This window comes from Hymenobacter jejuensis, from assembly GCF_006337165.1.
GTDB classification, from domain to species: domain Bacteria; phylum Bacteroidota; class Bacteroidia; order Cytophagales; family Hymenobacteraceae; genus Hymenobacter; species Hymenobacter jejuensis.
This window is the reverse complement of the sequence record NZ_CP040896.1, coordinates 90,734-116,318: the sequence shown is the minus strand read 5'-3', so window position 1 is coordinate 116,318 and position 25,585 is coordinate 90,734. Positions and strand designations below refer to the sequence as shown.

Annotated in this window: 26 protein-coding genes; 14 read left to right on the top strand and 12 right to left on the bottom strand. The window is 55.1% G+C overall.

Going from position 1 to position 25,585, the window contains the following annotated elements:
• Positions 1-76: 76 nt before the first annotated feature.
• The gene (locus FHG12_RS00425) at positions 77-754 is read right to left on the bottom strand and encodes a response regulator transcription factor (RefSeq protein WP_139513536.1); all 678 of its coding nucleotides are present in this window, start codon (positions 752-754) and stop codon (positions 77-79) included.
• 155 nt (positions 755-909) lie between these two features.
• Between FHG12_RS00425 and FHG12_RS00420 the strand changes: the two genes are divergently transcribed.
• Positions 910-2,022, top strand: coding sequence for a cobalamin B12-binding domain-containing protein (locus FHG12_RS00420; RefSeq protein WP_139513535.1), 1,113 nt, complete (start codon positions 910-912; stop codon positions 2,020-2,022).
• On the opposite strand, the gene FHG12_RS00415 is transcribed toward FHG12_RS00420, so the two are convergent.
• The gene (locus FHG12_RS00415) at positions 1,989-2,327 is read right to left on the bottom strand and encodes a tetratricopeptide repeat protein (RefSeq protein ID WP_139513534.1); all 339 of its coding nucleotides are present in this window, start codon (positions 2,325-2,327) and stop codon (positions 1,989-1,991) included. The genes FHG12_RS00420 and FHG12_RS00415 overlap by 34 nt on opposite strands.
• Before the next feature lie 75 nt (positions 2,328-2,402).
• Here FHG12_RS00415 and FHG12_RS00410 point away from each other — a divergent pair, with 75 nt between their 5' ends.
• From FHG12_RS00410 to FHG12_RS00395, 4 genes are all read left to right on the top strand, one after another.
• Positions 2,403-3,143 carry an electron transfer flavoprotein subunit beta/FixA family protein gene (locus tag FHG12_RS00410; RefSeq protein WP_139513533.1) on the top strand — a complete coding sequence of 247 codons (741 nt, stop codon included), beginning with the start codon at positions 2,403-2,405 and terminating at the stop codon, positions 3,141-3,143.
• A gap of 89 nt (positions 3,144-3,232) precedes the next feature.
• Positions 3,233-4,210 (top strand): electron transfer flavoprotein subunit alpha/FixB family protein, encoded by a 978-nt coding sequence (locus tag FHG12_RS00405; RefSeq protein WP_139513532.1) that lies wholly within the window; start codon positions 3,233-3,235, stop codon positions 4,208-4,210.
• Positions 4,211-4,370: 160 nt separating this feature from the next.
• The gene (locus FHG12_RS00400; protein WP_139513531.1) at positions 4,371-4,991 is read left to right on the top strand and encodes a bifunctional nuclease family protein; all 621 of its coding nucleotides are present in this window, start codon (positions 4,371-4,373) and stop codon (positions 4,989-4,991) included.
• Positions 4,992-5,112: 121 nt separating this feature from the next.
• Complete coding sequence (locus FHG12_RS00395) at positions 5,113-5,652, top strand: YfiT family bacillithiol transferase (protein ID WP_139513530.1); 540 nt, start codon at positions 5,113-5,115, stop codon at positions 5,650-5,652.
• Between the two features lie 70 nt (positions 5,653-5,722).
• Here FHG12_RS00395 and FHG12_RS00390 read toward each other — a convergent pair whose 3' ends face one another.
• Both FHG12_RS00390 and FHG12_RS00385 read right to left on the bottom strand, forming a co-directional pair.
• Positions 5,723-6,526: an ABC transporter ATP-binding protein gene (locus tag FHG12_RS00390; protein ID WP_139513529.1), complete on the bottom strand. Its 804-nt coding sequence runs from the start codon at positions 6,524-6,526 to the stop codon at positions 5,723-5,725.
• An 88-nt stretch (positions 6,527-6,614) separates the two neighbouring features.
• The gene (locus FHG12_RS00385) at positions 6,615-7,346 is read right to left on the bottom strand and encodes an MlaE family ABC transporter permease (RefSeq protein ID WP_139513528.1); all 732 of its coding nucleotides are present in this window, start codon (positions 7,344-7,346) and stop codon (positions 6,615-6,617) included.
• Positions 7,347-7,461: 115 nt separating this feature from the next.
• Between FHG12_RS00385 and FHG12_RS00380 the strand changes: the two genes are divergently transcribed.
• Together FHG12_RS00380 and purU are read left to right on the top strand one after the other, a co-directional pair.
• On the top strand, positions 7,462-8,175 hold the full coding sequence (locus FHG12_RS00380) for an SDR family oxidoreductase (RefSeq protein ID WP_139513527.1): 714 nt from the start codon (positions 7,462-7,464) through the stop codon (positions 8,173-8,175).
• 26 nt (positions 8,176-8,201) lie between these two features.
• Entirely contained in the window at positions 8,202-9,038 is an 837-nt protein-coding gene (gene purU / locus FHG12_RS00375) for a formyltetrahydrofolate deformylase (protein WP_139513526.1), read from the top strand.
• 37 nt (positions 9,039-9,075) lie between these two features.
• On the opposite strand, the gene FHG12_RS00370 is transcribed toward purU, so the two are convergent.
• Positions 9,076-9,795, bottom strand: coding sequence for a GIN domain-containing protein (locus FHG12_RS00370; RefSeq protein ID WP_165699256.1), 720 nt, complete (start codon positions 9,793-9,795; stop codon positions 9,076-9,078).
• A gap of 70 nt (positions 9,796-9,865) precedes the next feature.
• Here FHG12_RS00370 and FHG12_RS00365 point away from each other — a divergent pair, with 70 nt between their 5' ends.
• The 6 genes from FHG12_RS00365 to gldC all read left to right on the top strand — a co-directional run bounded on the left by FHG12_RS00365 (position 9,866) and on the right by gldC (position 15,794).
• Positions 9,866-10,561, top strand: a complete 696-nt coding sequence (locus FHG12_RS00365; protein ID WP_139513524.1) for an SDR family oxidoreductase — start codon at positions 9,866-9,868, stop codon at positions 10,559-10,561.
• Between the two features lie 35 nt (positions 10,562-10,596).
• On the top strand, positions 10,597-11,505 hold the full coding sequence (gene gldA, locus FHG12_RS00360; RefSeq protein WP_139513523.1) for a gliding motility-associated ABC transporter ATP-binding subunit GldA: 909 nt from the start codon (positions 10,597-10,599) through the stop codon (positions 11,503-11,505).
• A gap of 103 nt (positions 11,506-11,608) precedes the next feature.
• Complete coding sequence (gene gldF, locus FHG12_RS00355) at positions 11,609-12,334, top strand: gliding motility-associated ABC transporter permease subunit GldF (RefSeq protein ID WP_139513522.1); 726 nt, start codon at positions 11,609-11,611, stop codon at positions 12,332-12,334.
• Positions 12,334-14,064 carry a gliding motility-associated ABC transporter substrate-binding protein GldG gene (gene gldG / locus FHG12_RS00350; protein ID WP_139513521.1) on the top strand — a complete coding sequence of 577 codons (1,731 nt, stop codon included), beginning with the start codon at positions 12,334-12,336 and terminating at the stop codon, positions 14,062-14,064. The genes gldF and gldG overlap by 1 nt, the downstream gene beginning before the upstream one ends.
• Positions 14,065-14,202: 138 nt before the next feature.
• Entirely contained in the window at positions 14,203-15,327 is a 1,125-nt protein-coding gene (dnaN, locus tag FHG12_RS00345; protein WP_139513520.1) for a DNA polymerase III subunit beta, read from the top strand.
• 131 nt (positions 15,328-15,458) lie between these two features.
• Positions 15,459-15,794 carry a gliding motility protein GldC gene (gene gldC / locus FHG12_RS00340; RefSeq protein WP_139513519.1) on the top strand — a complete coding sequence of 112 codons (336 nt, stop codon included), beginning with the start codon at positions 15,459-15,461 and terminating at the stop codon, positions 15,792-15,794.
• A 90-nt stretch (positions 15,795-15,884) separates the two neighbouring features.
• On the opposite strand, the gene FHG12_RS00335 is transcribed toward gldC, so the two are convergent.
• The 5 genes from FHG12_RS00335 to FHG12_RS00315 form a co-directional block, all read right to left on the bottom strand.
• Positions 15,885-16,406: a hypothetical protein gene (locus FHG12_RS00335; RefSeq protein ID WP_139513518.1), complete on the bottom strand. Its 522-nt coding sequence runs from the start codon at positions 16,404-16,406 to the stop codon at positions 15,885-15,887.
• A gap of 258 nt (positions 16,407-16,664) precedes the next feature.
• Positions 16,665-17,201 (bottom strand): dCTP deaminase, encoded by a 537-nt coding sequence (gene dcd / locus FHG12_RS00330; RefSeq protein WP_139513517.1) that lies wholly within the window; start codon positions 17,199-17,201, stop codon positions 16,665-16,667.
• Positions 17,202-17,294: 93 nt separating this feature from the next.
• Positions 17,295-18,158 (bottom strand): hypothetical protein, encoded by an 864-nt coding sequence (locus FHG12_RS00325; RefSeq protein WP_139513516.1) that lies wholly within the window; start codon positions 18,156-18,158, stop codon positions 17,295-17,297.
• Positions 18,159-18,407: 249 nt separating this feature from the next.
• On the bottom strand, positions 18,408-19,733 hold the full coding sequence (hemL, locus tag FHG12_RS00320; protein WP_139513515.1) for a glutamate-1-semialdehyde 2,1-aminomutase: 1,326 nt from the start codon (positions 19,731-19,733) through the stop codon (positions 18,408-18,410).
• Positions 19,734-19,802: 69 nt separating this feature from the next.
• Entirely contained in the window at positions 19,803-21,830 is a 2,028-nt protein-coding gene (locus FHG12_RS00315) for an ABC transporter substrate-binding protein (protein ID WP_139513514.1), read from the bottom strand.
• 351 nt (positions 21,831-22,181) lie between these two features.
• On the opposite strand from FHG12_RS00315, the gene FHG12_RS00310 reads away from it, so the two are divergent.
• Positions 22,182-22,868 carry a DUF1361 domain-containing protein gene (locus tag FHG12_RS00310; RefSeq protein WP_139513513.1) on the top strand — a complete coding sequence of 229 codons (687 nt, stop codon included), beginning with the start codon at positions 22,182-22,184 and terminating at the stop codon, positions 22,866-22,868.
• Positions 22,869-22,913: 45 nt separating this feature from the next.
• On the opposite strand, the gene FHG12_RS00305 is transcribed toward FHG12_RS00310, so the two are convergent.
• Positions 22,914-23,612 (bottom strand): type 1 glutamine amidotransferase, encoded by a 699-nt coding sequence (locus FHG12_RS00305; protein ID WP_139513512.1) that lies wholly within the window; start codon positions 23,610-23,612, stop codon positions 22,914-22,916.
• Positions 23,613-23,733: 121 nt separating this feature from the next.
• Positions 23,734-25,266 (bottom strand): glutamine-hydrolyzing GMP synthase, encoded by a 1,533-nt coding sequence (guaA, locus tag FHG12_RS00300; protein WP_139513511.1) that lies wholly within the window; start codon positions 25,264-25,266, stop codon positions 23,734-23,736.
• Positions 25,267-25,585 lie beyond the last annotated feature (319 nt).

Here is a 25,585-nt window from a genome sequence, read left to right as displayed (position 1 = left end):
AATGAGATCGTTAGAAGCGATATTTATTGCAATCATATGATAATCAACGGTTTGTGGATGTTGCTCGTTTGTTCTTCTATTCTTCTTCCCGCATGACGTACCCCATGCCTACAACAGTGTGAATCAGCTTTTTAGGGAAACTCTTGTCCACCTTGTTGCGCAGATAATTAACGTACACATCGATGACGTTGGAGCCGGAGTCGAAGGCATCTTCCCAAGAGTTCTCGGCGATTTCGGCCCGGCTCAGCACGCGGCCCTTATGGCGCATAAACAGTTCGAGCAGGCCAAACTCGCGCGCCGTGAGCTTGATGGGTTGGCCGCCGCGCGTGACGGTTTTGGCGGCTGTATCGAGGGTGAGGTCGGCTAAGGTGAGCACTGCTCCTTTGGTTTCGCCGCCCCGGCGTCGGGTGAGGGCCCGTACGCGAGCCAGAAGCTCTTGAAAATCAAAGGGTTTTACTAAGTAATCGTCCGCGCCGCCGTCGAAGCCCTGCAACTTGTCGGTGGTCGTACCCAGGGCCGTAAGCATCAGAACCGGGATTTGCTGATCCTGGGCTCGGATGGCGCTCAGGACGTCGAAACCGCTTATGTTGGGCAGAATCACGTCCAGAATAACTAGGTCGTACGTTCGTGATAACGCCAGTTGCCGGCCAAAGTGCCCGTCGTACGCTACTTCCACCTCAAAATTTTCTTCTTCGAGCCCGCGCCGAATAAAGGCCGACACTTTGGGCTCGTCTTCGACCAAAAGGATTTTCATGGGAAGTGTCTGGTTTTTAGTAAACTAGTTCTTTCGTACTCGGGCCGGTGTGTGCGGGGCAAAGATGCCTAATTGTGCGAGTTTAGGCTAGCCTGGGTATTTTGCCGTATGAAGCTCAACCGGAGCCAAGCTGCTCCGCTTTTTCCGTGTCAGTAATGCCAAAAACGCCCGTTCGCCGGCAACATATTGCTCAGCAGCTATACGCCCAAGCACCAACAGTAGCGGTCACCGCCGCCGGACTTTACGAGCAATATGCCAGCGAAGCCGGAGTGTGGCCGCCGCGGCCACGCCAGGAGTACAATGTGGGGCAGTCCATTCAGCACCTGTGCCGCCCGCTGGCCGATTCGGTACTGATGGATAGCCAGTCGCTATTAGAAGGCCATCTGGAACACGAGCGCCATTTGTCGCCGGGGCCGTCGGTGGAGCGCGACGCCGAACTGCGCGCGCAGCTCGGGGCTCTGAAGCAAGTGCTCAGCCAGCGTCTGCCCATTAATGATTACATCCTGACGGCCAGCTATTTAAATTCGGCTATCACGCACCTGACGGTCCCCGTATCGGCGCGGGCAGTAAGTCCTAAGCCGCTGGTCAATCCGCATTGGGAGCTGGCAGCCAAGTACCTGAATCTGCTGCTGGCCGGTAACCGCACCGACGCGCTTACGCTCATCCGGCAGGAAGCCAAGCGGGGTACGGATGTGCGCGATCTATACGTGAATGTTTTCCAGGAAACCCAGCGCAAAGTGGGTAACCTGTGGCACGAAGGCGCAATTTCGGTGGCGCAGGAGCATTATTGCACGGCCGCCACCGAGTTGGCAATGGCGCTGGTGCATCCTTATCTGATGAACAACCGCCCAACCCAGCGCCGGTTGTTGGCTACTACGCTCTCCGGCGACCTGCATAGCATGCCGGTGCGCATTGTGAGCGACTTTTTGGAAGGGGATGGCTGGGACGCGTATTTCTTGGGCGCCAGTACGCCCATCAACAGCATTTGGCCGGCCATGATAGCGCAACGTGCTGACTTGTTGGTGGTTGGCGCTTCAATGGGGCATCACGTAGTGGGCATTCGAGAACTCATTCAGGAAAAAGAGAAGTACCCCGAATGCGCCCGCATGAAGGTAATGGTTGGGGGAGCGCCGTTTAACGAAGACCCGGAGCTGTGGAAGGCCGTAGGCGCCGATGCCTATGCTGCCGATGCCCGCCAAGCGGTGGAAGTTGCCCGGGAGCTCTTCGTCAAGGCTCACTCGTCTTCGAAGTCAAGGCCCAATAGCTGATTAAGCGCTTGCTGCAACTCGCTGGCTGCGTGCATCTGCCCGGCCCGCCGGCTTATTTGTAGCCCTTTCCGATAAACCTTTTCGGCCTCTTCCGGATTCTCTAGTTGCTCGTGTAGCTTCCCGGCGTGGTAGTAAGTGCCCACGTAATCCGGATGCTCGTCCAGCAGTTTCTGGTAAAATTCCATCGCTTTTTCTGGCTCCGTAGCGCGGTATTCCGTAGCCAATGCATAGATCGTAAAGGCATCGTTTGGATCGTCGGCGTAGAAGGCAAGGAGTTGTTGCAGACGGCTGGGTGCGGTTTCCATAGGGTGGGAGTTTTCTGTATCTTCGCCCCCAAATTAGGGGCTTTCCCGTATTATCTGTCCAATTAAGCAGCCTAGATGAAGTTTCTTGTTTGCATCAGCAACGTCCCCGACACGACTACCAAAATCACCTTTACGCCCGATAACAAGGAGTTTAACAAGGCTGGAGTTCAGTTTGTAATTAACCCTTGGGACGAATATGCCCTCACCCGCGCCATCGAGCTGAAAGAGCAGCAGGGTGGCGGAACGGTTACGGTGCTCAACGTGGGCGAAGCCGACACGGAGCCCAACATCCGCAAAGCCTTGGCCATTGGCGCCGATGACGCTATTCGGGTAAATGCTTTCCCGAAGGATGCATTTTTTGTGGCAGAACAGATTGCAAACGCTGCAAAAGACGGTGGCTATGACGTCATCCTGATGGGCAAAGAAAGCATCGACTACAACGGCTTTCAGGTGCACGGCATGGTAGGCGAGATGCTGGGCATCCCGACCGTAGCGCCGGCCATGAAGCTGGATATGAACGGCACCACTGCTACGCTGGAGCGCGAAATTGAAGGTGGCAAAGAGATCGTGGAAGTGCAAACGCCTTTCGTGGCCTCGTGCCAGCAGCCGATGTGCGAGCCTCGCATTCCTAACATGCGCGGCATCATGACCGCCCGGACCAAGCCCCTGAAGGTGGTAGAAGCCGTAGGCGAACCCGCCCGCACCGAAGTAGCCGAATACGCCCTGCCGCCCAAAAAGCAAGGCGTAAAGCTCATCCCCGCTGAAAACGCCGGCGAGCTGATCAAGCTCCTGCGCAACGAAGCGAAAGTGATCTAAGAAATGTTGCGTGTTGAATACTAAGATTCTGATTGTCAGTTACTTATATAGATTCGACGCGTGGCAGCTACCCTTTTAAATTCCAAAGAATGTCCGTTCTAGTAGTAGTTGAATGTGATAACGGCGAAGTAAAAAAATCTTCGCTGGAAGTGGCTTCTTACGGAAGCCAAGTGGCCCAAATGCTTGGCACAACCGCTACGGCGGTGGCAGTAGGAGAGGCTACCGAAGCCAACCTCGCGCATTTAGGCGAGCAAGGCATCAGCAAAGTATTATACGATGCCGAGCCCCGTTTGAAAGATTTTGTAAACGGTGCCTACACCAAGCTCATCGCGGCGGCCGCCGAGAAGGAGCAGGCTCAGGTAATTGTGCTGGCTAACTCCAACATTGGTGCTTCGGTTGGCTCGCGCCTGTCGGTGCGGCTGAAGGCTAGCTTGGCCACCAACGTGGTAGAGCTGCCCAAGACCGATGGTGGCAAATTCACGGTAAAGCGCGGTGCGTACTCCGGCAAGGCGTTCGCCGACGTAGTGCTGTCCGGCGATCGTAAGATCATTGCCGTTAAGAAGAACTCGATCGAGGCCCTGCACAATGCCGGCCAAACGGCGCCGGTGGAATCGTTTTCGGCCCAGCTCAGCGACGCTGACTTCGCCGATGCTCCTAAGCAAGTGGTAATGCAGGACCAGGCCGGTGGCATTCTGTTGCCCGAAGCCGATAAAGTAGTATCCGGCGGACGCGGCATGAAAGGCCCCGAAAACTGGAACCTGATCGAGGATTTGGCCAAAGCTTTGGGCGCGGCTACTGCCTGCTCGAAGCCCGTTTCCGACGTCGATTGGCGCCCTCACCACGAGCACGTAGGCCAGACCGGCATTACGGTGTCGCCGAATCTGTACATTGCGTGCGGCATCTCGGGCGCAATTCAGCACTTGGCAGGTGTCAACTCGTCGAAAGTAATTGTCGTAATCAACAAAGACCCGGAAGCTCCTTTCTTTAAGGCAGCGGATTACGGCATTGTGGGCGACGTGTTCGACGTACTTCCGAAACTAACCCAAGCTGTTAAGGAATTAGGGTAGAAAGTAAGGCTTGAGGAGGTAGAAACCGGGTTTCGCCGGAAACTGACCCTAACCTGCCAAGTCTTTTTTTCTTCCGACCTGTTACGAACATAAAGCTTTGCTTTATTTGCACGTAATAAGGTCGCAACCCAATCCTAGAGACCCGAAGTCCCCAAGACCCTTGAAAAAAATCCAGCTCGAAATTCTTGGCCTTTCTTCCAGCCAGTCGCAATCCGGTTCGTTTGCCCTGATTTTGGGCGAAAAAACCGGCAACCGGCGCTTGCCTATCATTATTGGCATGTTTGAGGCGCAAAGCATTGCCATCCAAATCGAAAAGATCAACCCAAACCGTCCGCTCACCCACGATTTGTTTAAGTCGTTTGCCGAGCACGTGCACGTAGCTATTCTGGAGGTACTGATTTCGGATTTGAAAGAAGGCGTCTTCTATTCTAAAATCGTGTGCTCCGACGGGGCTACTACTTTCGAGCTGGATGCCCGGCCTTCCGACGCGATTGCCATTGGCCTGCGGTTTGGGGTCCCGATTTATACAGTGGAAAGCGTGCTGAGCGAAGCTGGTATCATCTTGAGTGATCTCGACGAGAACACCGATGAAGATGCCGACGACGATGAGGACGAGGACGACGATACCGACGGTGGTAGCTCGCCCGCGCCAACACCCCGCGAGCCCAGCGGCCAGGTTTCTCTGGATGAGCTGACTAAAATGTTGGCCCAGGCCCTCGAAAAAGAAGATTACGAGAAAGCCGCCAAGATTCGGGATGAATTGAATAAGCGTAACGGTTAAGTTCTTGCTAATCAAATAGTTAACAAAAAAAGCCTCTTTCCGTGGAAAGTGGCTTTTTTTGTTGTGCCGCCGTTTTTGCCAAAGCGCGTACCTTGCCAGCCAAACTACCAAGCGGCTCCGTATGCAAACCACCACGCCCAACCTAAGCTATCCCATCGGCCACCCAACTCTCCCAGCGCAGCCTCTGCCGGCAGAAGAACGGGTGATCCTCATCAAGCAGATTGCCGATTTGCCGGCCCAACTAACGGCAGCGGCGCGAAATGTAGGCGGCGAGCGGTTGCTGCTGCCGTACCGGCCGGGCGGCTGGACTGGCCGGCAGGTAATCCATCACCTTGCCGATTCGCACATTAACAGCTACACGCGCTTCCGGTTGGCTCTTACGGAAGACAGGCCCACGATATGTCCCTACGACGAAGCCGCTTGGGCCACCTTACCCGATGTAGATGCTACGCCCATCACCGTGTCGCTCGCGCTGCTGGAGGCCTTGCACACGCGCTGGACTAACCTGCTGTGGCACTTGACCGAGGAGCAATGGCAACGCCGGTTTTTCCACCCCGGCAGCCAGCGCGATTTTACGCTCGATCAGGCGCTGGCGCTGTATGCTTGGCATGGGCAGCATCATCTGGCCCACCTCAACTTACTGCTGAAGCAAGGGGAGTAGGCTTGATGAATAAAACAACAGCCTCGCTATCGCATTGATAATGAGGCTGTTGTACATGAGGGTAAAGCAACTAAGATTGCTGCTCGACAATAATAGATTCGAAGCCACCGTGCGTTTCTTCGTCCACCCGCTTGGCAGCGCGCACGAGGCTGTTGGAGAAGATAAACTCTTTCAGCTCAGGGACTTGGGCATTAAGGATTTCTTCCTTAGTGCCGTCCCAGAGCTTCTGGCCTTTGTGCAGGAAAATGATGTGCTCGCCGATTTCCACCACTGAGTTCATGTCGTGGGTGATGATGACGGTAGTGATGTTGTACTCGTGGGTGATCTCGTGAATCAGCTCGTCAATCTTGATGCTGGTAAGTGGATCGAGACCGGAGTTGGGTTCGTCGCAGAACAAGTAGGTACAGTTGGGCGCAATGGCGCGGGCAATGCCCACGCGCTTCTTCATACCGCCGCTGATTTCGGAAGGCATTTTGTTGCCTGCATTTTCCAGGCCCACGCGCTTCAGGCAGAACTCAACGCGATCGCGGCGCTCCTCCTTGGTCATTTCGGGCGTGAGCATCTTGAGCGGAAATTCGGTGTTCTCGTACACCGTCATCGAGTCGAAAAGTGCCGAGCCCTGGAAGAGCATTCCAATCTTGCGGCGAATCTCCTGCTTGATCTGTACTTTGTTGTTGGTGAAGACTTTACCATCGTAGGTGATGCTGCCGATGTCGGGCTGCATCAGGCCAACAATGCATTGTAACAGCACACTTTTGCCGGTGCCCGAGCCCCCCAGCAGCAGGTTACACTTGCCGGTCTCGAAGGTGCAGGTGATTCCTTTCAGAATCTGGTTGCCGTCGAACGATTTCTGAACGTTATGAACTTCGATCATCTCTTTGTAATAGCTGAATGCTCGTGTTGACAGGATATATCTATCTTATTGTCAATAGGTTATCAACAGAGTCATTTGACGATATGTTTTACAGCAACACCGCCGCCAGCACGTAGTCGGCCAGCAGAATGGCAATGATGGAATTGGTAACGGCACCCGTACTCGCGGCACCTACTTCCAAAGCGCCGCCCTCGGTGTAATATCCTTTAAAAGAGGAGATTGCCGAAACCAAGAAGGCAAAAACTACGGATTTGATAAGCGCGAAAGCGATGTTGTAAGGCACAAAATCGGTGCGAATGCCTTCGATGTATTCTTGCGCCGACATGGCGCCGGAAAGCGTACCCGCCAGGTAACCACCCACAATGGACAGCACCATCGCCAGAATCACGAGCAGCGGAAACATGAGCATGGCGGCCACAATGCGCGGCAGCACTAGGTAAGAGGCTGAGTTAATGCCCATTACCTCTAGGGCCGAGACTTGCTCCGTGATGCGCATCGTGCCCAGACCACCGGCGATGCTAGAACCTACTTTGCCGGCCAGCACGATGCTGGTGATAGTGGGCGCGAGCTCCAGAATCGTCATTTCGCGCACCATGAATCCAATAGTAGATTTTGGAATAAGCGGGTTGGTAAGGTTGTAGGCGATCTGCACACACGTCACGGCTCCGATAAAGGCACTGACGATGGCAACAATAAAAATGGAATCGATGCCGATAAGGATGGCCTCATCAAGGGTACGGTTCCAGAGCGTGGCAAAGCGCTCTTTTCGGGTGAGCATACTCTGCATGAAGAGCAGAAATTCGCCGAAGGTTTTGACCATAAAAAGCGAAACAGAAGGGGAAAAGCGAAAACTTGCGTCGTAAAGTACGGACGAGCCTACTGCCGAGGCGGCAGTTGGGTTTCCTTACGTAAAAACGGCTTGAAGAAGTAAAGGAATGCAAAAATTTATCGTAGTAACAGGCGGCACCAAGGGAATCGGGCGGGCTATTGTGGAGCGTTTTCTGCGTGCCGGCTTTGCCGTTGCCACTTGCGCCCGTTCGCAGAGCGACTTAGTTGCGCTTGCAACCGCTGTGCAACAGGAATTTCCGGGCGCCGTGTTGCATACTTTCGCTGCCGATTTGAGCCGCCAAGAAGAAACCCAGCGCTTTGCCAACTTTGCGCGCGGCGTGGGCCTGCCGGTGGAAGTGCTGGTCAACAACGCCGGCTTGTTCATCCCGGCGCGCTTGCAGGACGAGCCCGCCGACGGATCGGCCCTGCGTGCCATGATCGACGTGAACCTCTACAGCGCCTACGACCTGACGCTGGCTCTGCTCCCGGCCATGATTGCCCGCCGCCAAGGCCATATTTTCAACATGTGTTCCATCGCCAGCATCATGGCGTACCCCAATGGCGGTTCGTACAGCATTGCCAAATTTGCCCTCTACGGCATGACCAAATCGCTGCGGGAAGAGCTCAAACCGCATAACCTTCGCGTAACGGCCGTGTTGCCTGGCGCTACCCTTACGGCCAGCTGGGAAGGCGTAGACTTACCCGCCGAGCGCTTCATCAAGTCCGAAGACGTGGCGGAAGCCGTGTTCAGCGCGTATTCCTTATCGCCGCAGGCAGTGATAGAAGAATTAATCATTCGTCCGCAACTTGGTGATATATAGATAATTAAACAGGGGCAGCATTGCACATGACCAATCATACGTTGCTTATTCACTGCCCCGATCGCAAGGGTCTGATTTATGCCATTACCCAAGTGGTATTTCAGAACGGGTTGAATATCATCAGCAACGGCGAATTCGTCGATAAGGAAAACAACCATTTCTTTATGCGGGCGGAGGTTTCGGGGGATATCGACCGCGAAAAGGTGCTGCGCGAACTGCACAGCGCCCTGCCCGAGCAGGTGTTTGTGGAGCTATTGCCCCACCAGAAAAAAAGCATCGTAATTCTGGTTACCAAGGAGCACCATTGCCTGGGCGACTTATTGCTGCGCGAGCAGTACAACGACCTGAACGCCACCATTCGGGCGGTGATTGGCAATTACACAACGCTTCAGCCGCTTACCGAAAAATTCAATATTCCGTTCCACTACATCTCGCACGAGCACAAGACGCGCGAGGAGCACGACGCTCAGATCAGGGAAACCATAAATCAATATAAACCTGATTACCTGGTGCTTGCGAAATACATGCGCGTGCTGAGCCCAGATTTTGTGAAGCGGTTTTCAGGGCGCATTATCAACATTCATCATTCGTTCCTGCCGGCTTTTATTGGGGCCAATCCCTATCGCCAGGCCTACGAGCGTGGGGTCAAGATCATCGGGGCGACTGCGCACTTCGTCAACAGCGATCTGGACGAAGGCCCCATCATTGCGCAGAATGTGATTCAGGTCAATCATACCCAAAATGCGCAGGATATGGCGCAGTCGGGCCGCGACGTGGAGAAGATTGTGCTCGCGCAAGCGCTGAAGCTAGTCCTGGCGGATAAGGTTTTTGTAAGCAATAATAAGACGATTATCTTCAGCTAATTAAAATATAACTAATTGATATACAGATATTTATATTCTAATTACTTTTAACACTTGTCCCAGTCCCTGAGATTTTGATGTCGGTGCTGGCGGCACTGGTGTAGTAGAGCGTGCCGGTGCCGGCGTGGGTACCTATAAGCTGACTGGTGGCCGTGAGGTGGGCGTCGCCGCTGCTTTGCTTGTTGAGCTGAATGTAACAGCGCTGAATCGGGAGATTGTGCGCGTTGAGCGTGCCGCTGCCCCCCACAATGATGTGCGCCTCTTCAGCCTGACCCCGCAAAGCGAAGTCGCCCAACTCGTACATATCGAACCAGAGGTAGCGGCTGGTCACGTCCAGATCGTAGTCGCCGGAACCAACCAAGTGGCAGAAAAGCGTATCGGCGCGTAAGTTGCTGGCCGTGCGTATGTTGCCTTGGCCGTACAGAAACAGGTCGGTGAGCTTAGGGGTATGCAGCGTGACTTCGCGCGGTGTATTGTAGCGCCGCACCCAATTGCAGCGGCTGGTATTGTGAATAATTAGCTGATTGCCTTTGACTTGTAATTCGATGTCTTCCTGTAGGTTTTTGCCCGCCCTTACTTCGGCGTAGGTTTCGGTATCGGGTACCAAAATCACGTCCACGTTGTCATATGCCACGATTTGGCGAAAAGGGGCGAGGGCGCGGCGCTCGGTTACGATGCGGCCGGTGCTTTTGAAACAATCGCCGGCGTGGTCTTTTTGGCAAGCGGAAAATAGCCCGGCCCCTGCTACCAGCAGCATCGTCACACGTAAAAGCCGCGGGGCGCCGTTAACTTGCGGCCAAATAGCAAACTGAGACATCGACTTCGCAATGGACCTGACCGGTAAGGTAATTATTCTGACGGGCGTCAGCAAAGGAATTGGACGGGCTACGGCCGAGGCATTGTTGGCCCGCGGCGCCGTGGTTGCTGGCTGGGGCCGCACTGCTCCCGACGACTTGCAACACGAGCGTTTTCAGTTTTTCGAGTGCGACGTACGCAGTGAAGTTGCTGTTAAAGAAGCATATACCAATACCGCGCGCGAACTGGGTGAGGAAATTCATGCCCTGATTAACAATGCCGGCCTAGGAATCGCAGGACCTGTCGATGGCTTCTCATCGGATGATTGGCACCTGATGTTCGACACGAACGTGCACGGCATGTTCTATTGTACCAAGGCTGTGCTGCCCCAAATGCGCAAGCAGCAGATCGGGCATATCGTCAACCTGTCGTCTATCGCCGGCACCACGGGCATCGAGAAAATGGCCGGCTATTGCGCCACGAAGTTTGCGGTGCGTGGCTTTTCGCAATCGCTGTTTAAGGAGGTGCGCAACGATGGCATCAAGGTTACGTGCCTGTATCCGGGGTCGGTCCAAACCAACTTCTTCGATGATATTCCCGGCACCGACGCTAACGAACACATGATGCAACCCGAAGACATTGCGGCCACCATCGTTTATGCGCTGGAAACGCCGTTCAACTTTCACATTGTGGACATTGAAATGCGACCTTTGCAGCCGAAGAAATAGGCAGGTCCCACGGAGTGTTTCTATAAGGATAGCAAATGGTTGAAGTTCAACATCTTACCAAAACGTTCGGTGCGCAGGCAGCCGTAAATGACATCTCGTTTACGGTGGGCAAAGGCGAAATTCTCGGCTTTCTGGGTCCGAACGGCGCCGGCAAGTCCACGACGATGAAAATTGCGACGGGCTACTTGCCGCCGAGCGTGGGCACCGTGCGCGTAGCAGGCCACGACGTGCTACAGGAGCCCCTGGAAGTGCGGCGCAGCGTCGGCTATCTACCCGAACACAATCCGCTCTATCTGGATATGTATGTGCATGAATATCTGGAGTTTATAGGTTCGGTACACGGCCTGAAGGGCAACTACCGCCGGCAACGTGTCGCCGAGATGGTGGAGCGCGTAGGCTTGGGCCGCGAGCAAAACAAGCAAATCGGAGCCCTGTCGAAGGGATACCGCCAGCGGGTTGGGCTCGCGCAAGCCTTGATTCACGATCCCGGCGTCCTGATCTTGGATGAGCCAACCACCGGCCTCGACCCCAACCAGATCGGGGAAATTCGGAATCTTATTCGGGAGTTAGGCCGCGACAAAACCGTTATTTTCTCCACGCACATTTTGCCCGAAGTTGCCGCTTTGTGCAGCCGGGTGGTGATCATCAACCGTGGCCAGCTAGTTGCCGACAGTCCCGTTAGCGCGCTTTCGGCAGGAGCGGCAGGCGAAACTATCATTCGGGCCGAATTTGAGCAACCCATTGACCAGCAATTACTTTTGGCACTGCCCGGCATTCTGGGTGTGGACGTAGAAAGTAGCAATACCTACCGCATCCGAGCTGCCGCCGGCACCGATCAGCGCGGCGCCATTTCGCGCTTGGCGGCCCAGCAAGACTGGGTATTGTTGGGCTTACGGCAGGAAGAAAAATCGCTGGAACAGGTGTTCCAATCCTTAACCCAATAGGGGCGGAGCGCCGGATCTTGGCGTAGCAATATCATTCTATAATACCAACTACGACTGGCGCCTGCGGGGCGCATCTACCTCGTCTCTTCTAACCCGAACCGCCTTGTTTGCCATACTTCGCAAAGAATTTAACGCCTTCCTCAGCTCACCGGTGGCCTATGTGGTCATCGGGGTGTTTCTGGTGGCGACGGGCCTGTTTGTGTGGGTATTCCCCGACAGCAGCGTGCTCAACTATGGATACGCCGATTTGGGCACCCTTTTCAACACGGCCCCCTGGATCTTTCTGTTTTTGATTCCGGCCATTACCATGCGCACGTTTGCGGAGGAAAAAAAGGCCGGCACCATCGAGTTGCTACTCACCCGCCCACTCACCGATGGGCAGATTATCGGAGGTAAGTATCTGGCTTGTTTACTGTTAGCCTTGCTGGCCCTGATTCCGACGCTGCTGTATTATTACTCAGTGTACCAGCTCGGCAACCCCGTTGGCAACATCGACTCGGCTGCTACGGTCGGCTCTTATGTAGGCTTGGTGCTGCTGGCGGCGGTATTTGCGGCCATTGGCATTTTCGCTTCGGCCATCACCCGCGACCAGATTATTGCCTTTCTGGTGGCCGTGGTGGGCTGCTTCCTAGTGTATTCCGGCTTCGATTCGTTGGCTTCGGTGTTTGAGGGCGGGCCCGCTTACTACATCAGCCAACTGGGCATTGCGGCCCACTACCGCGACATCAGCAAAGGCCTGATCGACTCGCGCGACCTCACGTATTTCTTCAGCCTCATCGCCGGCTTGCTGCTGGCCACGCGGCTTGTTTTGCAAAGCCGCAATTGGTAATGACGCCCGCCAACGACCTCACGCCATCCGGCGCCGCTGCGGCGCCCGTAGTAGCCTCCCGCAAACGCCGCGACCTGCTGCGTTTTGCCGCCCTCGTAGGCGCTCTGTTGCTGTTCAATTTTGTGGGCCAGCAGTTTTTCTTCCGCCTCGACCTGACGCAGGAAAAGCGCTACACCATGTCGCCGGCTACCAAGCAGCTGCTGCGCGATCTCAAATCGCCGGTGACCGTAACGGTGTACCTGGAAGGCGATTTTCCGCCCGCTTTCCGGCGTTTGCAACAATCTGTTAGAGAGACACTTAACGAATTTCAGGTGTACGGCGGTGCAAACCTGCATTATGTATTCGTTGATCCTAGCGCAGCCAGCACCGAAAAGGCCCGCAACGACTATTACGCTACGCTGTTGAAAAAAGGCCTGCGTCCTACCAACCTAGCCGCTACCGAAAACGGCAAGCGCGTCGAGAAAATCATCTTTCCGTGGGCTACGATAGCCATGGGGGGGAAAGAAAAGCAGGTGCTGCTGCTGCGAGGCAACCAGGCTGCCCCATCCGACGTGCGCCTCAACCAAAGCATTGAAGGCCTGGAATATGAGCTGGCGAGCACCATTCGCAAGCTGGCTCCCGGTCGCCGCAAGCGCATTGGCGTTGTCGAAGGCCACGGCGAGCTGAACAACGCGCAAGCCGGCGACTTACTGGGCTCACTGCAAGAGTATTACGACGTGTACCGTGTGCATCTCGACAAAGTGCCCGACCTGCGCGCCCTCGACGCCGTGATCGTGGCCAAGCCAGAGAAGCCTTATTCGGAGGACGAAAAATTTAAGCTGGACCAGTTTGTGACCCAGGGCGGCAACGCGTTGTTTTTCGTGGATGCCATGCGCGTCAACCTGGATAGTGCGGCGCGCGGCGGCATGCTGTCGTTTCCGTATCAGCTTAATTTAGAGGATCTTCTGTTTAAGTACGGCGTGCGCGTCAACCCCAACTTGGTGCTCGACCTCAACTCCGGCGTTATTCCGCTGGTGACGGGCATGGTGGGCGACAAGCCCAATGTGGAGCCCATGCCGTGGCAGTTCTATCCGCTCATCAACAAGTTCAGCGCCCACCCGATTACGCGGAACCTCGATGCGGTGTACACCAAGTTTGTGTCCAGCATCGACACGGTGAAGGCGGTCGGTATTCGCAAGACGCCGCTGTTGTTTACTTCGCGCTATTCCCGCGTGCTGCCGTCGCCCGTCCCGATTAACCTCAACGACGCCCGCCTCGAACCCGATGCCAAGCTCTATAAGCAAAGCTTCGTGCCGGTGGGCTATCTCTTGGAAGGCCAGTTTAAGTCGCTGTACGCCAACCGCGCTAAGCCGGGGACAATGCAATTTCAACCCGCTGCTTCACCGCAGGCGCGTCCCGGCAAAGTGCTCCTCATTGCCGACGGCGACTTTGTGCGCAGTGAAATCGATCCCAAAACCGGCAACCCGTACCGCCTCGGCTTCGACCGCTTAGCCAATACCGAATTTGCCAACCGCGAGCTGGTGCTCAACGCCGTAGACTACATGCTCGACGAAACCGGCCTGATTGCCGTGCGCGGCAAACAGATCACGCTGCGCCCCCTGGATAAAATCAAAATTACCGAGCAGCGCACCCGCTGGCAAACGCTGAATCTGGTGGCGCCGCTGGTGTTGCTGGGGGTATTTGGTGTGGTGCGAGCATGGCGCCGGAAGCGGCGGTATGCTAATTTTTAACTAATAAGGAAATACCCTAGGGTCATAAGTTTTGACACCGAAGCTTGCAGCAGGAGATGACAGACACTGCTAGAAAACCCGCGCCGCGTTTCCTATCTTTGTCTCCTTACTTCCAACCCCTGCGAAACACCCTCTTTTATGAAGTTCATCGTCTCGTCTTCCGCCTTGCTCAAGCAGCTCCAGAGCATCAACGGCGTGGTTACGAACAACCCCGTGGTGCCGATTCTGGAGAACTTTCTCTTTGAGATTGAAGAGGGCAAGCTGACGATTACGGCCTCCGACCTGGAGACGTCGATGATCACGGAGTTGCCCGTAGAAGCGCGTGAAACGGGCCGCATCGCCGCTCCCGCCCGCATCTTGCTCGACACGCTCAAGAACCTGCCCGACCAGCCCGTTACTTTTACGCTGGACGAGGAAACCTACACCATTGAAATTGCTTCGGCCAACGGGCGCTACAAGCTGGCCGGCGAAAACGCCACCGACTTCCCGCGCGTGCCGGTCGTGAAAGGTTCGACGCCGATCGAGATTCCGTCGTCGTCGCTGTCGCGGGCCATCAACAAAACGATCTTTGCCGTTAGCACCGACGAGCTGCGTCCCGCCATGACGGGTATCTTGGTGCAATTGGCTGACAACCAAGTTACTTTCGTGGCTACTGATGGCCACCGCCTGTTGCGCTACCGTCGTTCTGATGTAGGTGCCGGGCAAACGGCTAACCTCATCATTCCGCGTAAAGCCTTCAACCTGCTCAAGAGCGCGTTGCCCTCCGAGGCCACTACCGTGCGCGTCGAGTTCAACAACTCCAATGCGTTTTTCAGCTTCAACCAGATGCGCCTCGTGTGCCGCCTGATCGACGAGCGCTATCCGGACTACGAAAATGTAATCCCGGTTCAAAACCCTAATAAACTGATTATCAGTCGTTTAGACTTTTTGAATTCCGTGAAGCGGATATCGATCTATTCGAACAAAACTACGCACCAAGTGCGGCTGCGTTTGGTAGGCTCGGAGCTGACGGTTTCGGCCGAAGATCTAGACTTCTCCAACGAGGCCAACGAAAAGCTGCCTTGCCAGTACGACGGCGAAGACATGGAAATCGGCTTCAACGCCCGCTTCCTGTCGGAAATGCTGTCAAACATTGATTCTGAGGAAATTACCTTGGAATTGAGCACGCCGAACCGCGCCGGACTGCTCATGCCAACCACCGCCGACGACAACGAAAGCATCCTGATGCTCGTGATGCCGGTGATGCTCAATAACTACGTTTAATCACTCAGTTAATGTCATCCTGACGCAGGAAGGACCTTATCACAGCAGAACGAGTCGTGTGTAAGCGATTAACATTCTGCTAGATGAGGTCCTTCCTGCGTCAGGATGACAGACGACTTAAGAACACATTCATGAAAAAATCCGAAATCCGCTTCAGCATAGCCCTCGATGACCAGAAAGTGCCCGAAGCCATCAGCTGGCAGGCCACCGACGCAGGCCCTGATATTCACTTTGCCAAAGCCATCAACATTGCCCTCTGGGACCGCGACCAAAGCGGCACCATGAAAATCGACCTCTGGACCAAGGACATGCCCGTGGAGGAGATGAAGTATTTCTGCGTCGATACCATTGGCTCGATGGCCGAAAGTCTTCTCACAGCTACGAATGATACCGTAATGGCTCAGAAAATGCGTGACCTGTGCAAAGAGCTAATGGAGCACATTGAAGAAGAGCAGAAAAAAGGCTAGCGCTCTAACGGGTTAACTTCTGCCTACACAGAAAAGGCCCCTGCATCAGATGCAGAGGCCTTTTCTGTGTAGGCAGAAGTTAAGTTTGAGTTAGCGACCGCGGTTGGCAGGTGCCGGTGTACGTGAAGGAGCCAGTACTGCGCCTTTGCTGTTGGCTGGCAGAGGGTTCTGTACGGAATTGACCATTAGGATATTAGACGAGCGAGCGGCAAAGTCCTTGTCGAACTTATAGTACGCCGTGCGCGAATCGTAGTAATTACTGTATTGGTCGTTGCTCAGGACGGCACGCAACTCCTGGTCGCGCTCTTTGCACACACCTAAGCATTGCTCATCCACCAATTTGGGATTGTCGGCGTGCTTTTGCTCAATGGCAGCCATTTTCGCCACCTTGTCTTGGTTGATGGCTTCGAGGCGAGAGGCCTGATAACCGTTCAGACGCAGATCGCGCGCCATTTGCGTAGAAAGGCGCTTGGCCCGCGCCTGCACCTCGGGATTAAGGCGCGGCGAAGACTGCGTTTTGTCCCGGGGAGCTGCTGACATAGCTTGCTGTTGGGCTTGCGCGCCAAGCGCGGTAACCAGCAATAAAGCGGCGGTGGCAAGTTTCTTTCTCATCGGTATCATAGCGTTTAGTTTCCTGTTAATCAGTCACGGCCAACACGCTGCACAACACTAAGGAACGCGGCGCTTGTACATAAACTAACGAAAAACTGTGCCAGTGAGTTTAAAAACCTTGAATGGATTGAAGAGGCCGAATCGCTTTGGGCGGGGTAATGGGCCGCCGCTTTTAAAATGCCAAGCCCCTTTCCCGCTGCTTATAGCGTTGTGGGAAAGGGGCTTGTTGCATCATCGGCGCTGCGACGGCAGCGGAATCTACCAGTTATTCTTCCACATCATCGATTCGACCGGCTTGTCGGTGCGCTCGTTGTATTTGGCGTTGGCTTTTCGGTTGTAAAACGTGTTGACGTCGCCCTGCACGGCAAAATAGATAAGCTGGCCGATAGGCATGCCGCTATAGATTCTAACGGCTTGAGTAACAGATATTTCTAATGTCCACGTGTTGCAAAACCCCACGTCGCCTTTGCCCGCCGTAGCATGAATATCAATGCCCAACCGGCCGACGCTTGACTTGCCTTCCAGAAAAGGAACCTGCGCGTGGCTTTCGGTATACTCTTCCGTTACGCCCAAATAGAGCGTATTGGGCTGAAGCACAAAGCCTTCGGCAGGAATTTCAAACACGTCGATTTCATTATGGCGGCGCGCATCCAATACCGCGTCGCGATAGGTGGCGAGGTAGCGGCCAAGGTGAACGTCGTACGAATTGGTGCCGAGGCAGGCCGGATCAAACGGTTCAATAACAATATTGCCACGCTCGATTTCGGCGAGGATCTGCTGGTCGGTGAGGATCATGCGGTCTTACTTCAGAGATTATCAATCTTGTTGCTGCTGAGGCTGTTCTGTCACGCTTTCGGTGCTTTGCAGCTTATCCTGCGGCATTCGTATTTATTCGTTTTCGTCGTCGTAGCGATCTTCGGGAAGAGCACCAGTTGGGCGGCGGGCGGGCCGAACGCCGGTTTGTTGCTGCTCCAGATCATCGGCCAAGCTATCGATGCGCGCGCGCAAATCTGGCAAGACGCTGGTTATCAGATACAATAGCATTAGGCTTGAAGCACCGGCCACGACCAACGTCAGGTAATCGAGCCAGTCGTGAGCGGAAGGCGCATCGGAAGCGCGCAGTGCAGGAGCCGAGGCCGCCGAACCGGTTTCGGCCAGATTGCCTTCGGGGCGCGGTGCGGGGTCCTCAACGGGCGCTGCGGCCACCGACTCGGTGCCTCCGTCGGCAGGCGGCACGGCGGCGCCATCGTCGGCTACTTCCTCAGGAGCGGGATCTTCGGAGGCGTTAAACTGCGCCGTCGCCTGTTTGATCACCCGTTGGAGCGAGCGAATGAGCGCCACACGTTCGTCGCGAGGCAGCACGCGAATGAAAAACTCAAAGTTTTTGTCGATCAGAATGGCGTTTAGCTGCTTCTGAAATTCGGCTAAATCGGTGCGGCCTTTGCCAAAGTGGCCTTTGAAGCGCTCGGCTATGTCGTTGTAATTTAGAAACAACCGCTTGAGCTCGGCATTGCCGGCGTAGTCATCGAACTGGCGGCGCTGCTCGTGGGTACGTAGCGTAACCGGAAACTTGCGGCGCGTGAACGACTTATCGTACACGGTTTCCATGGTCTGGAAATTAAGCTCGTCCACGGAACGGTCGAACAGGCGTTTGTTGGCGGCAGCCGGCGTTTCGGATTGGGCCCGCAACGCTGCAGGTACGGCGAGCCACAGCAGCAGAAACACCAAAGATAAGGGGCGAAGTCGGAGCATAGCGGCAAAGGCAGTTTAGCTACAAAGGTAACCGCTGTTGCTTGCCGTTTCAGCAGCGAATGCCGATAAATCAGCGTGAATTAGCGGGTAGCCAGAAAAACTACCCTGCAAATGGGAAAGCCCGATGTTATTCTTAACGAAAAAGCTTCGCCAACCTAATAGCTTGCCGTGGAGGCTGCTATCTGAGTTGGCGAAGCTTTAACTAGTTATTTTAACTCTTATTTTTATAACTAATTGTCATTCAAATGGTTATAACCCATGCGCTTCGCGCATAGATTCGCGGCAGGCATTCAGATAGAGGTCCACCAGCTCATCGGTGATGGCTGTAGATACAAATAGGGCTTCAAACTGAGCAGGGGCTAAGTAAATGCCGCGATGCAGCATCGCCCGGAAATAACGGCCAAAGGCTTCTAAATCAGCGGTCTTAGCGCTCTCTAGGTCCGTTACTGGCTCGGACGTAAAGAATACGCTGAACATGGAGCCAACCTGATTGACGGTATAGTTCAGGCCCAGTTCCTGCGTAATCTGCCGCGTGCCGTCCACGATGCGCGTGGTAATGCGGTTGAGCTCGTCGTAGAGTTCCGGGTGCTGTTGCAGATACGTTAGTTGGGCAATACCAGCCGCCGTGGCAATGGGGTTGCCGGACAGCGTACCAGCTTGGTAAACTTTGCCCGCGGGGGCCACGCAATCCATGATCTCGCGGCGGCCTCCGTAGGCACCTACTGGCATGCCGCCGCCGATGATTTTGCCCAGCGTGGTCATGTCGGGCGTGATGCCGTACAGCTCCTGCGCGCCGCCGCGGGCCAACCGGAACCCCGTCATTACTTCGTCGAATATCAGGACGATGCCATGCTGCGTGCACAAGCTGCGTAAGCCTTGCAAATAGCCTTCTACGGGTGCCACCAAACCCATATTGCCCACTACTGGCTCCAAGATGAGTGCGGCAACCTGGCCTTCGTTGACTTCAATGGCTTTGCGGGCGGCGTCGAGGTCGTTGTACGGAACCGTTATTGTGTCGCGGGCCACGCCTTCCGTAACCCCAGGCGAATCGGGGGTGCCCAGCGTGAGGGCGCCGCTGCCCGCCGCGATCAGGAAGGAATCGCCGTGGCCGTGGTAGCAGCCTTCAAACTTGATGATTTTGTCGCGGCCGGTGTAGCCCCGCGCCACCCGAATGGCCGACATGGTGGCTTCCGTACCCGAATTGACCAGCCGCACCTTTTCGATGCTGGGCACCATTTGCTTGATCAATTCTGCCATTTCCACTTCGCGCCGGGTAGGTGCTCCGAAGGACAATGACCCCGGAATAGCCTGCTGCACAGCCGCTAACACGACCTCAGGCGCATGCCCCAGAATCATAGGTCCCCAAGAATTGATGAAGTCAACGTACTGATTGCCATCGACATCGGTAAGCCATGCGCCTTTGGCCGACTGCATGAACACGGGGTGACCGCCCACGGCTCGAAAAGCCCGTACCGGCGAGTTGACCCCGCCCGGAATGTGGTCTTTGGCACGCGTGAACAAGGCGTCGCTGGTAGCGAGGGTGAGTTCAGGAGAAGGGGAAACGGGAGTTGACATAGAAACGGATTTGAAGAACAAGCAAGAAAGCTTCAGCTCGGAAATGTAAACCGGTGGCGCGGGTATAACCTACCGCAGGCCGACGGGGTTCAGTACCTCGATTTCTAGGTGCTCGAGTTTGGTGATGGGCACGTACTGGTTGTCATGCGCCCCGTTGGGGTATCCGATGCCTTGAAACACAGACCCCGAAACGGGCCCCGAAGCCGCCAGATTTTGCTGGAAAGCCGGCCCGAACTGGTGCAGCTGGGAGCCGAAGTAGTAGAGCAGCTCGAAGCCGATGTTGGCAAAAACGGAAGGCGGCAGATTCTGTCGCTGTATGTATAGTTGCCGGAAGCGCCGCACGCCGAAAGCCGTCTTGTCGAGGTGGTGAGGATCGATGAAATAGACGTCGCGGGCGTCGAGCTGGCCCAGGCTGATGCGCGGGTTTTCCAGCCACGAAGCGTAGGTAATCAACGGAATGCGAGCTCCTTGGGCTTGCAGCAGGCCCATCACATACGGCCCGGCTTTCCGGTTATCCGAAGCAACAACCAAATGCCCAACCGTTTTCAAATCGATGCCCGAAAAAGCTGTATTAAGTGCTTCCTCAGCGTCGGAATCGACCATGCGCAACACTTGTACTTTGCCGCCTAAAGCCTCATAAGCAGCTTTATAAGCTTGTCCGAACGCCGTTTCGTTCTTGGTGTCTTCGTAGATAACGACAGCCGTGCGGCCCGTGAAATGCGAAAACGCAAACTGTGCGGCCTGGCGGGCTTGGGTGATATTGCTGGGTTCAAACAAGTAGTGCCACTCGTTGTCGAGCACCAACTCGCCGTCCTGAGATAAAGGGTTGACACACAGGATCTGACGCTCGCGGGCGTAGCGCGCCAAGATCTTACTGCCCGATTTGTAAACCGGTCCGATAATCATGTCCATGCCGGCTAGTTCGGGCAGCGCTAGCACCTGCTTGAGCTGGAGGGTATCGGCGCCGGTATCGTAAGCAAACAGCTGTACAGGGCGGTTCTCACGTTGAAGCGAGTCCTGCGCAATGCGCATTCCGGCATACAAATCCGATACAAACTGATTCTTTCGGATTTTCTCCCAGCTTGGATCGTTAAACTCGAAAGGCAGCAGCACGGCTACATTGTAGCTGCTTTTCTTGATGGCCCGCGGCCGCGGCGTATAGCGGTTGCGGTCGAGGCTGAATTGGGTGATGAGCTGATCGAGGGTGCTTTTGTCGGCGTCGGTATACCAGCCATCGCTGACGAGCTTGTTGGCGTAGGCGCGGCCCACAGCGGCATCTTGCGGGTATTTGCGCAACAAGTTCTGAAACAAGGGTTTGTCTTTAATGCGGGGCAGGTAAGTTGCCTTCATGTTCTCCCGCTCGGCGTCTAGCTGGCCCGTCGGAATTTGGTTGAGCACGGTCAAAGCGTTGTCCGGCTCGGCTTGCTCGAAGGAAACCTGCGCCTGCAGAAAAAATGCATCCGGCATGCCGGGCCACGACGGATACTCGGTGCGCAGCAAATTGAGCATTTGCTCGGCATCGGCCCACTTTTTGGCGCGGGTAGCTGCCACGGCGTAGAGATAAGCCGCTTCTGGGGCCTTGGCAAACTTGGCAGCCGGGGCTGTAAGCGGCTCCAATTCCTGCATCGCGAGGTCGTAGCGAGCTTGGTTAATCAGCGTTTTACCGTTCTGATACCGCACCGACTGATCGCTGGAACCCAAGTTAGCGGGCAGGGGCGGCTGGGGTTTCGCCGCTGGAGCCGCAGCTTTGGCTGCACCAGTCGGCGAAGGATCAGCGGTGACGGAAGTCGTTGATTTATTGGTGATTGCAGAGGTGTTGGCTGGCACGCTCGTTTTGGCAGGTGCGGAGCTTGTCTTGGCCGGAACACTGGTTTTTGGCGACGCCGTGCCCGTAGGCGCGGTAGTGGTTTTGGTCCCTGAGGTTGTGCCAGGCTTGGCGGCGGCTCCAGGCTTCACGGTGGGGGTAGTGGTCTTCGGCGGGGTGGCCGTGCGCGGTGGGGGCGTAGTGGCCGGGCGAGTAGTTGGTTGCTGAGCTTGGGCAGTAAAGGGGGCCGCCAGCAAGACACAGAAAAACCGCAGAGCGAAGAGATGCCTCATGCGAGGAGCCAGAGTTAGAAACAAGAAATAAACGCAGTCGCGACAGAAGTTTTCCGTAGTAGCAAAGGTACGCAGGAACGGCGGGGAAGGTAATTTTTAGCCCCGCAAAGCGCTTTTGAGAAGCACTATTTTACCTGAACCATGCCAAAACTAAGCAGCCTAACGGCACCAGCTTGTTCAACGCAATTGCGACCGTTAAGCAACCCTATGCTCTAGTATTCAATATCTTATCAAACCAAGGCCATGCCCATCTTCAGCTTTCCGCACGGATTTCTCGTAGTAGGGTAGCTGAAATGCATAAGTTGCCGCACTGGTTTCGTTGTTGCTACTTAGTTCACCAGAGTTTAGATAATGGATTTTACACCTCCTGCCCACGCCCTGCGCCAACGGCTTAGTCTCCTGTTTATTTTGGGGGCATCCCTCACCTTAAGCGTGGTGCTGATTACGCTTCGGGTGTTCATGACGCACCAGCTCACCTTTATTTTTCTGTTGTGGAATCTGTTTCTGGCGCTCATCCCGTTTGGCATGAGCACCATGCTGGGCACAGCGGCCGGGCCATTGCGCGCCCGGGTATTGCTGCCAGTCGGAGCGGTATGGATGCTGTTTTTTCCGAACGCACCGTACATTCTCACCGACCTTTTCCACCTCGAGCCCCGCGTTGGCGTGCCGTATTGGTATGACCTGGCCCTAATCCTGAGTTGCGCCTGGAACGGACTGATGCTGGCTTACGCTTCGCTGCTGGATATGCAGGCCTTGGTACAACGTAGGTTGGGCGTGGCAGCCAGTTGGCTGTTTGCCACAATCGCGCTGATGCTCAGTAGCTTTGGCGTGTATTTGGGCCGCTACATGCGTTTCAATAGCTGGGATGTGATCACTAACCCACTGGAGCTTTTCTACGACATCCTCAACCGGGTGCTGCATCCATTTGCGCACCGCGGCACTTGGGGCGTCACGTTACTCTTTGGCGTTTTTCTGCTGCTAGGGTACATGACGGTGCGGCAGCTCGGTCGAGCAGGTGATACCGCCACAACTAATTGATTATCTGGTTTTTATGTAATAGATTATTCTATAAAAATCTGACATTCAAATGTTTATAGAATACGCGTCCAATATCCCAAACAGCATCTTGCGGCTTTCTGCCAGCTTATAAACTCCATCCCGAATCTGCTGCTCAGTTTGCACAAAGGGTGCAGGTATCAGCTCGTGGGCATCGTGCGTAAGCATCTGATCGAGAATGGTTTCCGTCAATTCCGGATGAAATTGTACGCCGACTATCTTTGTGCCGTAAGCAAATGCCTGGTTTTCACAGGCTTGCGAAGAAGCCAGAACGGTTGCGCTGGCCGGTAATGAGAAGGTTTCGCCGTGCCAGTGCATCACTGTGGAAGCCAAAGAAACATGGCGGAATACGGGGTGCTGCGCGGCCTCGGGAGCAAACTGAATCGGCAGAAAGCCAATTTCCGGCTCCGCATTAGCATACACGCGGCCACCTAGAGCTTCGGCCAAGAGCTGTGCCCCGAGGCAAATCCCTAACACGCGCTTCCCCAACTCAATTGCCGTCCGTAGAAGCGCTTTTTCAGCTCGGAGCCACGGGAAAACCGCTTCGTCGTGCACACTCATTGCCCCGCCCAACACGATGAGCAAATCAAACTGAGCAGGGTCAGGAAAACTTGGTTCGGACTCGAACAAGCGGGTAACCGTAAGCTCACATCCGTGTTGCTCGGCCCATTCGAGGATGCTGCCGGGCGTCTCGAAAGAAATATGCTGGAGGCAATGAATCCGCATTATTGTCTGCAAAAGAAATCAGAAGAGTGCCCTAATGACTGCACATTAAAGACTACCAAGCTTTTATAAAAAAGGCCGCTGACGTAAAGCCAGCAGCCTTTTTTTATTTGCCAAACGCGCGCTATTCCCATTCAATGGTAGCCGGCGGCTTCGACGAAATATCGTACACCACGCGGTTGATACCGCGCACTTGGTTGATGATTTTGTTCGACACGTCGGCCAGAAAGTCGTAGGGCAGGTGGGCCCAGTCGGCAGTCATGCCGTCGACGCTGGTTACGGCGCGCAACGCCACTACCTGCTCATACGTGCGCTCGTCGCCCATTACACCTACGCTCTGGATCGGCAGCAGCATCACGCCCGCTTGCCACACTTGGTCGTAAAGGCCGGTTTGGCGCAACGAATCGATGAAAATGGCGTCGGCGCGCTGGAGCAGATCTACTTTCTGCGGCGTGATGTCGCCGAGAATGCGAATGGCCAACCCCGGACCGGGAAAAGGATGTCGGTGCAGGATGTTGTGCGGAAGTCCCAGAGTATCACCCACTTGTCGCACTTCATCTTTAAACAAAGCCCGCAGGGGTTCCACAATTTTGAGGTTCATGCGGTCGGGGAGGCCACCTACGTTGTGATGACTCTTGATGGTCACGGCCGGCCCTTTCACCGACACCGACTCGATCACGTCGGGGTAGATGGTGCCTTGGGCCAGCCACTTTGCACCTTCTACTTTATGTGCCTCACGGTCAAAGACTTCGATAAAGGTGCGGCCGATGGCTTTGCGCTTCTGCTCGGGATCGGAGAGACCTGCCAAGGCCGAGTAGAATTCCTGCGACGCATTCACGCCCTGTACGTTGAGACCCAGGCCTTTATACGCGTGCAAGACGCCCTCGTACTCGTCTTTACGCAGCAGGCCGTTGTCGACAAAAATACCATAAAGCCGATCGCCGATGGCGCGGTGCAGCAACAACGCCGCCACCGACGAATCGACGCCCCCCGAAAGGCCCAAAATAACTTTTTCATCGGGGCCGATGGTGTGTTGGAGCGCCAGCACCATGCTGTCCACAAAGTGTTCCGGAGTCCAGCTTTGGTCGCAGCCGCAGATATCCACCACGAAATTGCGCATCAGCGTTTTGCCTTCGCTCGAGTGCGTTACTTCGGGGTGAAACTGGATTCCGTAAGTAGGCTGCCCCTCAAGGTGATAAGCGGCTACATCAACCTCAGGCGTGCTAGCGATGATTTCAAACCCGGCCGGCAGCACCTTAATGGTATCGCCGTGCGACATCCAAACCTGCGAATCGAGGCTCAGGTCACGCACCAACGCATTGCTGCGGTCGAGGTGGCTAAGCCGGGCGCGCCCGTACTCGCGAATGGTGGCTGGCAACACCTCGCCCCCGGCTTGGTGAGCCAGCAATTGCGCGCCGTAGCAAATGCCCAGAACCGGTACCCGGCCCAAATAGCGGCTAAGATCGGGATTTGGGGCTTCGGGGTCGCGTACGGAGCACGGCGAGCCCGAAAGCACCACGCCCCGGATGTCCTCAGTGAGGTCCGGGGCGTGTGTATATGGATGAATCTCGCAGTAGACGTTCAGCTCGCGAATGCGTCGGGCAATGAGCTGCGTGTACTGGGAGCCAAAATCGAGAATCAGAATTTGTTGCGGCATGGGCAAAGGTAGGCAGGGGAGATGAGCAGGCAAAACGACGAGGGGTTCAAAGGAGGGGAGCTCGCTTGCCGACGCATTTCAAAGCCAAAACTGTTTTCTTAAAATCAGTCAATTTATAAGGGCTATTAAGTCACATTTGCTCTGAATAATTCTATAATCCTATAGCTCAACCATCGCGGCAAATGAAAGGAGGGCCATTGTATCGCAATTGTTATATGTTTTGCGGAAAATCTTACGGTCACATTGGGTTAAGCAGTAGCCTTTTTCAGCGCTTAGAAGAGTAAGAATTTAGATCAGCAATTACTCCTGTCTACTTACG

Bases quoted from the DNA above. Each gene is read 5' to 3' on its own strand.
- FHG12_RS00425 (WP_139513536.1), bottom strand. From the start codon at position 754: ATGAAAATCCTTTTGGTCGAAGACGAGCCCAAAGTGTCGGCCTTTATT.
- FHG12_RS00420 (WP_139513535.1), top strand. From the start codon at position 910: ATGCCAAAAACGCCCGTTCGCCGGCAACATATTGCTCAGCAGCTATAC.
- FHG12_RS00415 (WP_139513534.1), bottom strand. From the start codon at position 2,327: ATGGAAACCGCACCCAGCCGTCTGCAACAACTCCTTGCCTTCTACGCC.
- FHG12_RS00410 (WP_139513533.1), top strand. From the start codon at position 2,403: ATGAAGTTTCTTGTTTGCATCAGCAACGTCCCCGACACGACTACCAAA.
- FHG12_RS00405 (WP_139513532.1), top strand. From the start codon at position 3,233: ATGTCCGTTCTAGTAGTAGTTGAATGTGATAACGGCGAAGTAAAAAAA.
- FHG12_RS00395 (WP_139513530.1), top strand. From the start codon at position 5,113: ATGCAAACCACCACGCCCAACCTAAGCTATCCCATCGGCCACCCAACT.
- FHG12_RS00390 (WP_139513529.1), bottom strand. From the start codon at position 6,526: ATGATCGAAGTTCATAACGTTCAGAAATCGTTCGACGGCAACCAGATT.
- FHG12_RS00385 (WP_139513528.1), bottom strand. From the start codon at position 7,346: ATGGTCAAAACCTTCGGCGAATTTCTGCTCTTCATGCAGAGTATGCTC.
- FHG12_RS00380 (WP_139513527.1), top strand. From the start codon at position 7,462: ATGCAAAAATTTATCGTAGTAACAGGCGGCACCAAGGGAATCGGGCGG.
- purU (WP_139513526.1), top strand. From the start codon at position 8,202: ATGACCAATCATACGTTGCTTATTCACTGCCCCGATCGCAAGGGTCTG.
- FHG12_RS00370 (WP_165699256.1), bottom strand. From the start codon at position 9,795: ATGCTGCTGGTAGCAGGGGCCGGGCTATTTTCCGCTTGCCAAAAAGAC.
- FHG12_RS00365 (WP_139513524.1), top strand. From the start codon at position 9,866: ATGGACCTGACCGGTAAGGTAATTATTCTGACGGGCGTCAGCAAAGGA.
- gldA (WP_139513523.1), top strand. From the start codon at position 10,597: ATGGTTGAAGTTCAACATCTTACCAAAACGTTCGGTGCGCAGGCAGCC.
- gldG (WP_139513521.1), top strand. From the start codon at position 12,334: ATGACGCCCGCCAACGACCTCACGCCATCCGGCGCCGCTGCGGCGCCC.
- dnaN (WP_139513520.1), top strand. From the start codon at position 14,203: ATGAAGTTCATCGTCTCGTCTTCCGCCTTGCTCAAGCAGCTCCAGAGC.
- gldC (WP_139513519.1), top strand. From the start codon at position 15,459: ATGAAAAAATCCGAAATCCGCTTCAGCATAGCCCTCGATGACCAGAAA.
- FHG12_RS00335 (WP_139513518.1), bottom strand. From the start codon at position 16,406: ATGAGAAAGAAACTTGCCACCGCCGCTTTATTGCTGGTTACCGCGCTT.
- dcd (WP_139513517.1), bottom strand. From the start codon at position 17,201: ATGATCCTCACCGACCAGCAGATCCTCGCCGAAATCGAGCGTGGCAAT.
- FHG12_RS00325 (WP_139513516.1), bottom strand. From the start codon at position 18,158: ATGCTCCGACTTCGCCCCTTATCTTTGGTGTTTCTGCTGCTGTGGCTC.
- hemL (WP_139513515.1), bottom strand. From the start codon at position 19,733: ATGTCAACTCCCGTTTCCCCTTCTCCTGAACTCACCCTCGCTACCAGC.
- FHG12_RS00315 (WP_139513514.1), bottom strand. From the start codon at position 21,830: ATGAGGCATCTCTTCGCTCTGCGGTTTTTCTGTGTCTTGCTGGCGGCC.
- FHG12_RS00310 (WP_139513513.1), top strand. From the start codon at position 22,182: ATGGATTTTACACCTCCTGCCCACGCCCTGCGCCAACGGCTTAGTCTC.
- FHG12_RS00305 (WP_139513512.1), bottom strand. From the start codon at position 23,612: ATGCGGATTCATTGCCTCCAGCATATTTCTTTCGAGACGCCCGGCAGC.
- guaA (WP_139513511.1), bottom strand. From the start codon at position 25,266: ATGCCGCAACAAATTCTGATTCTCGATTTTGGCTCCCAGTACACGCAG.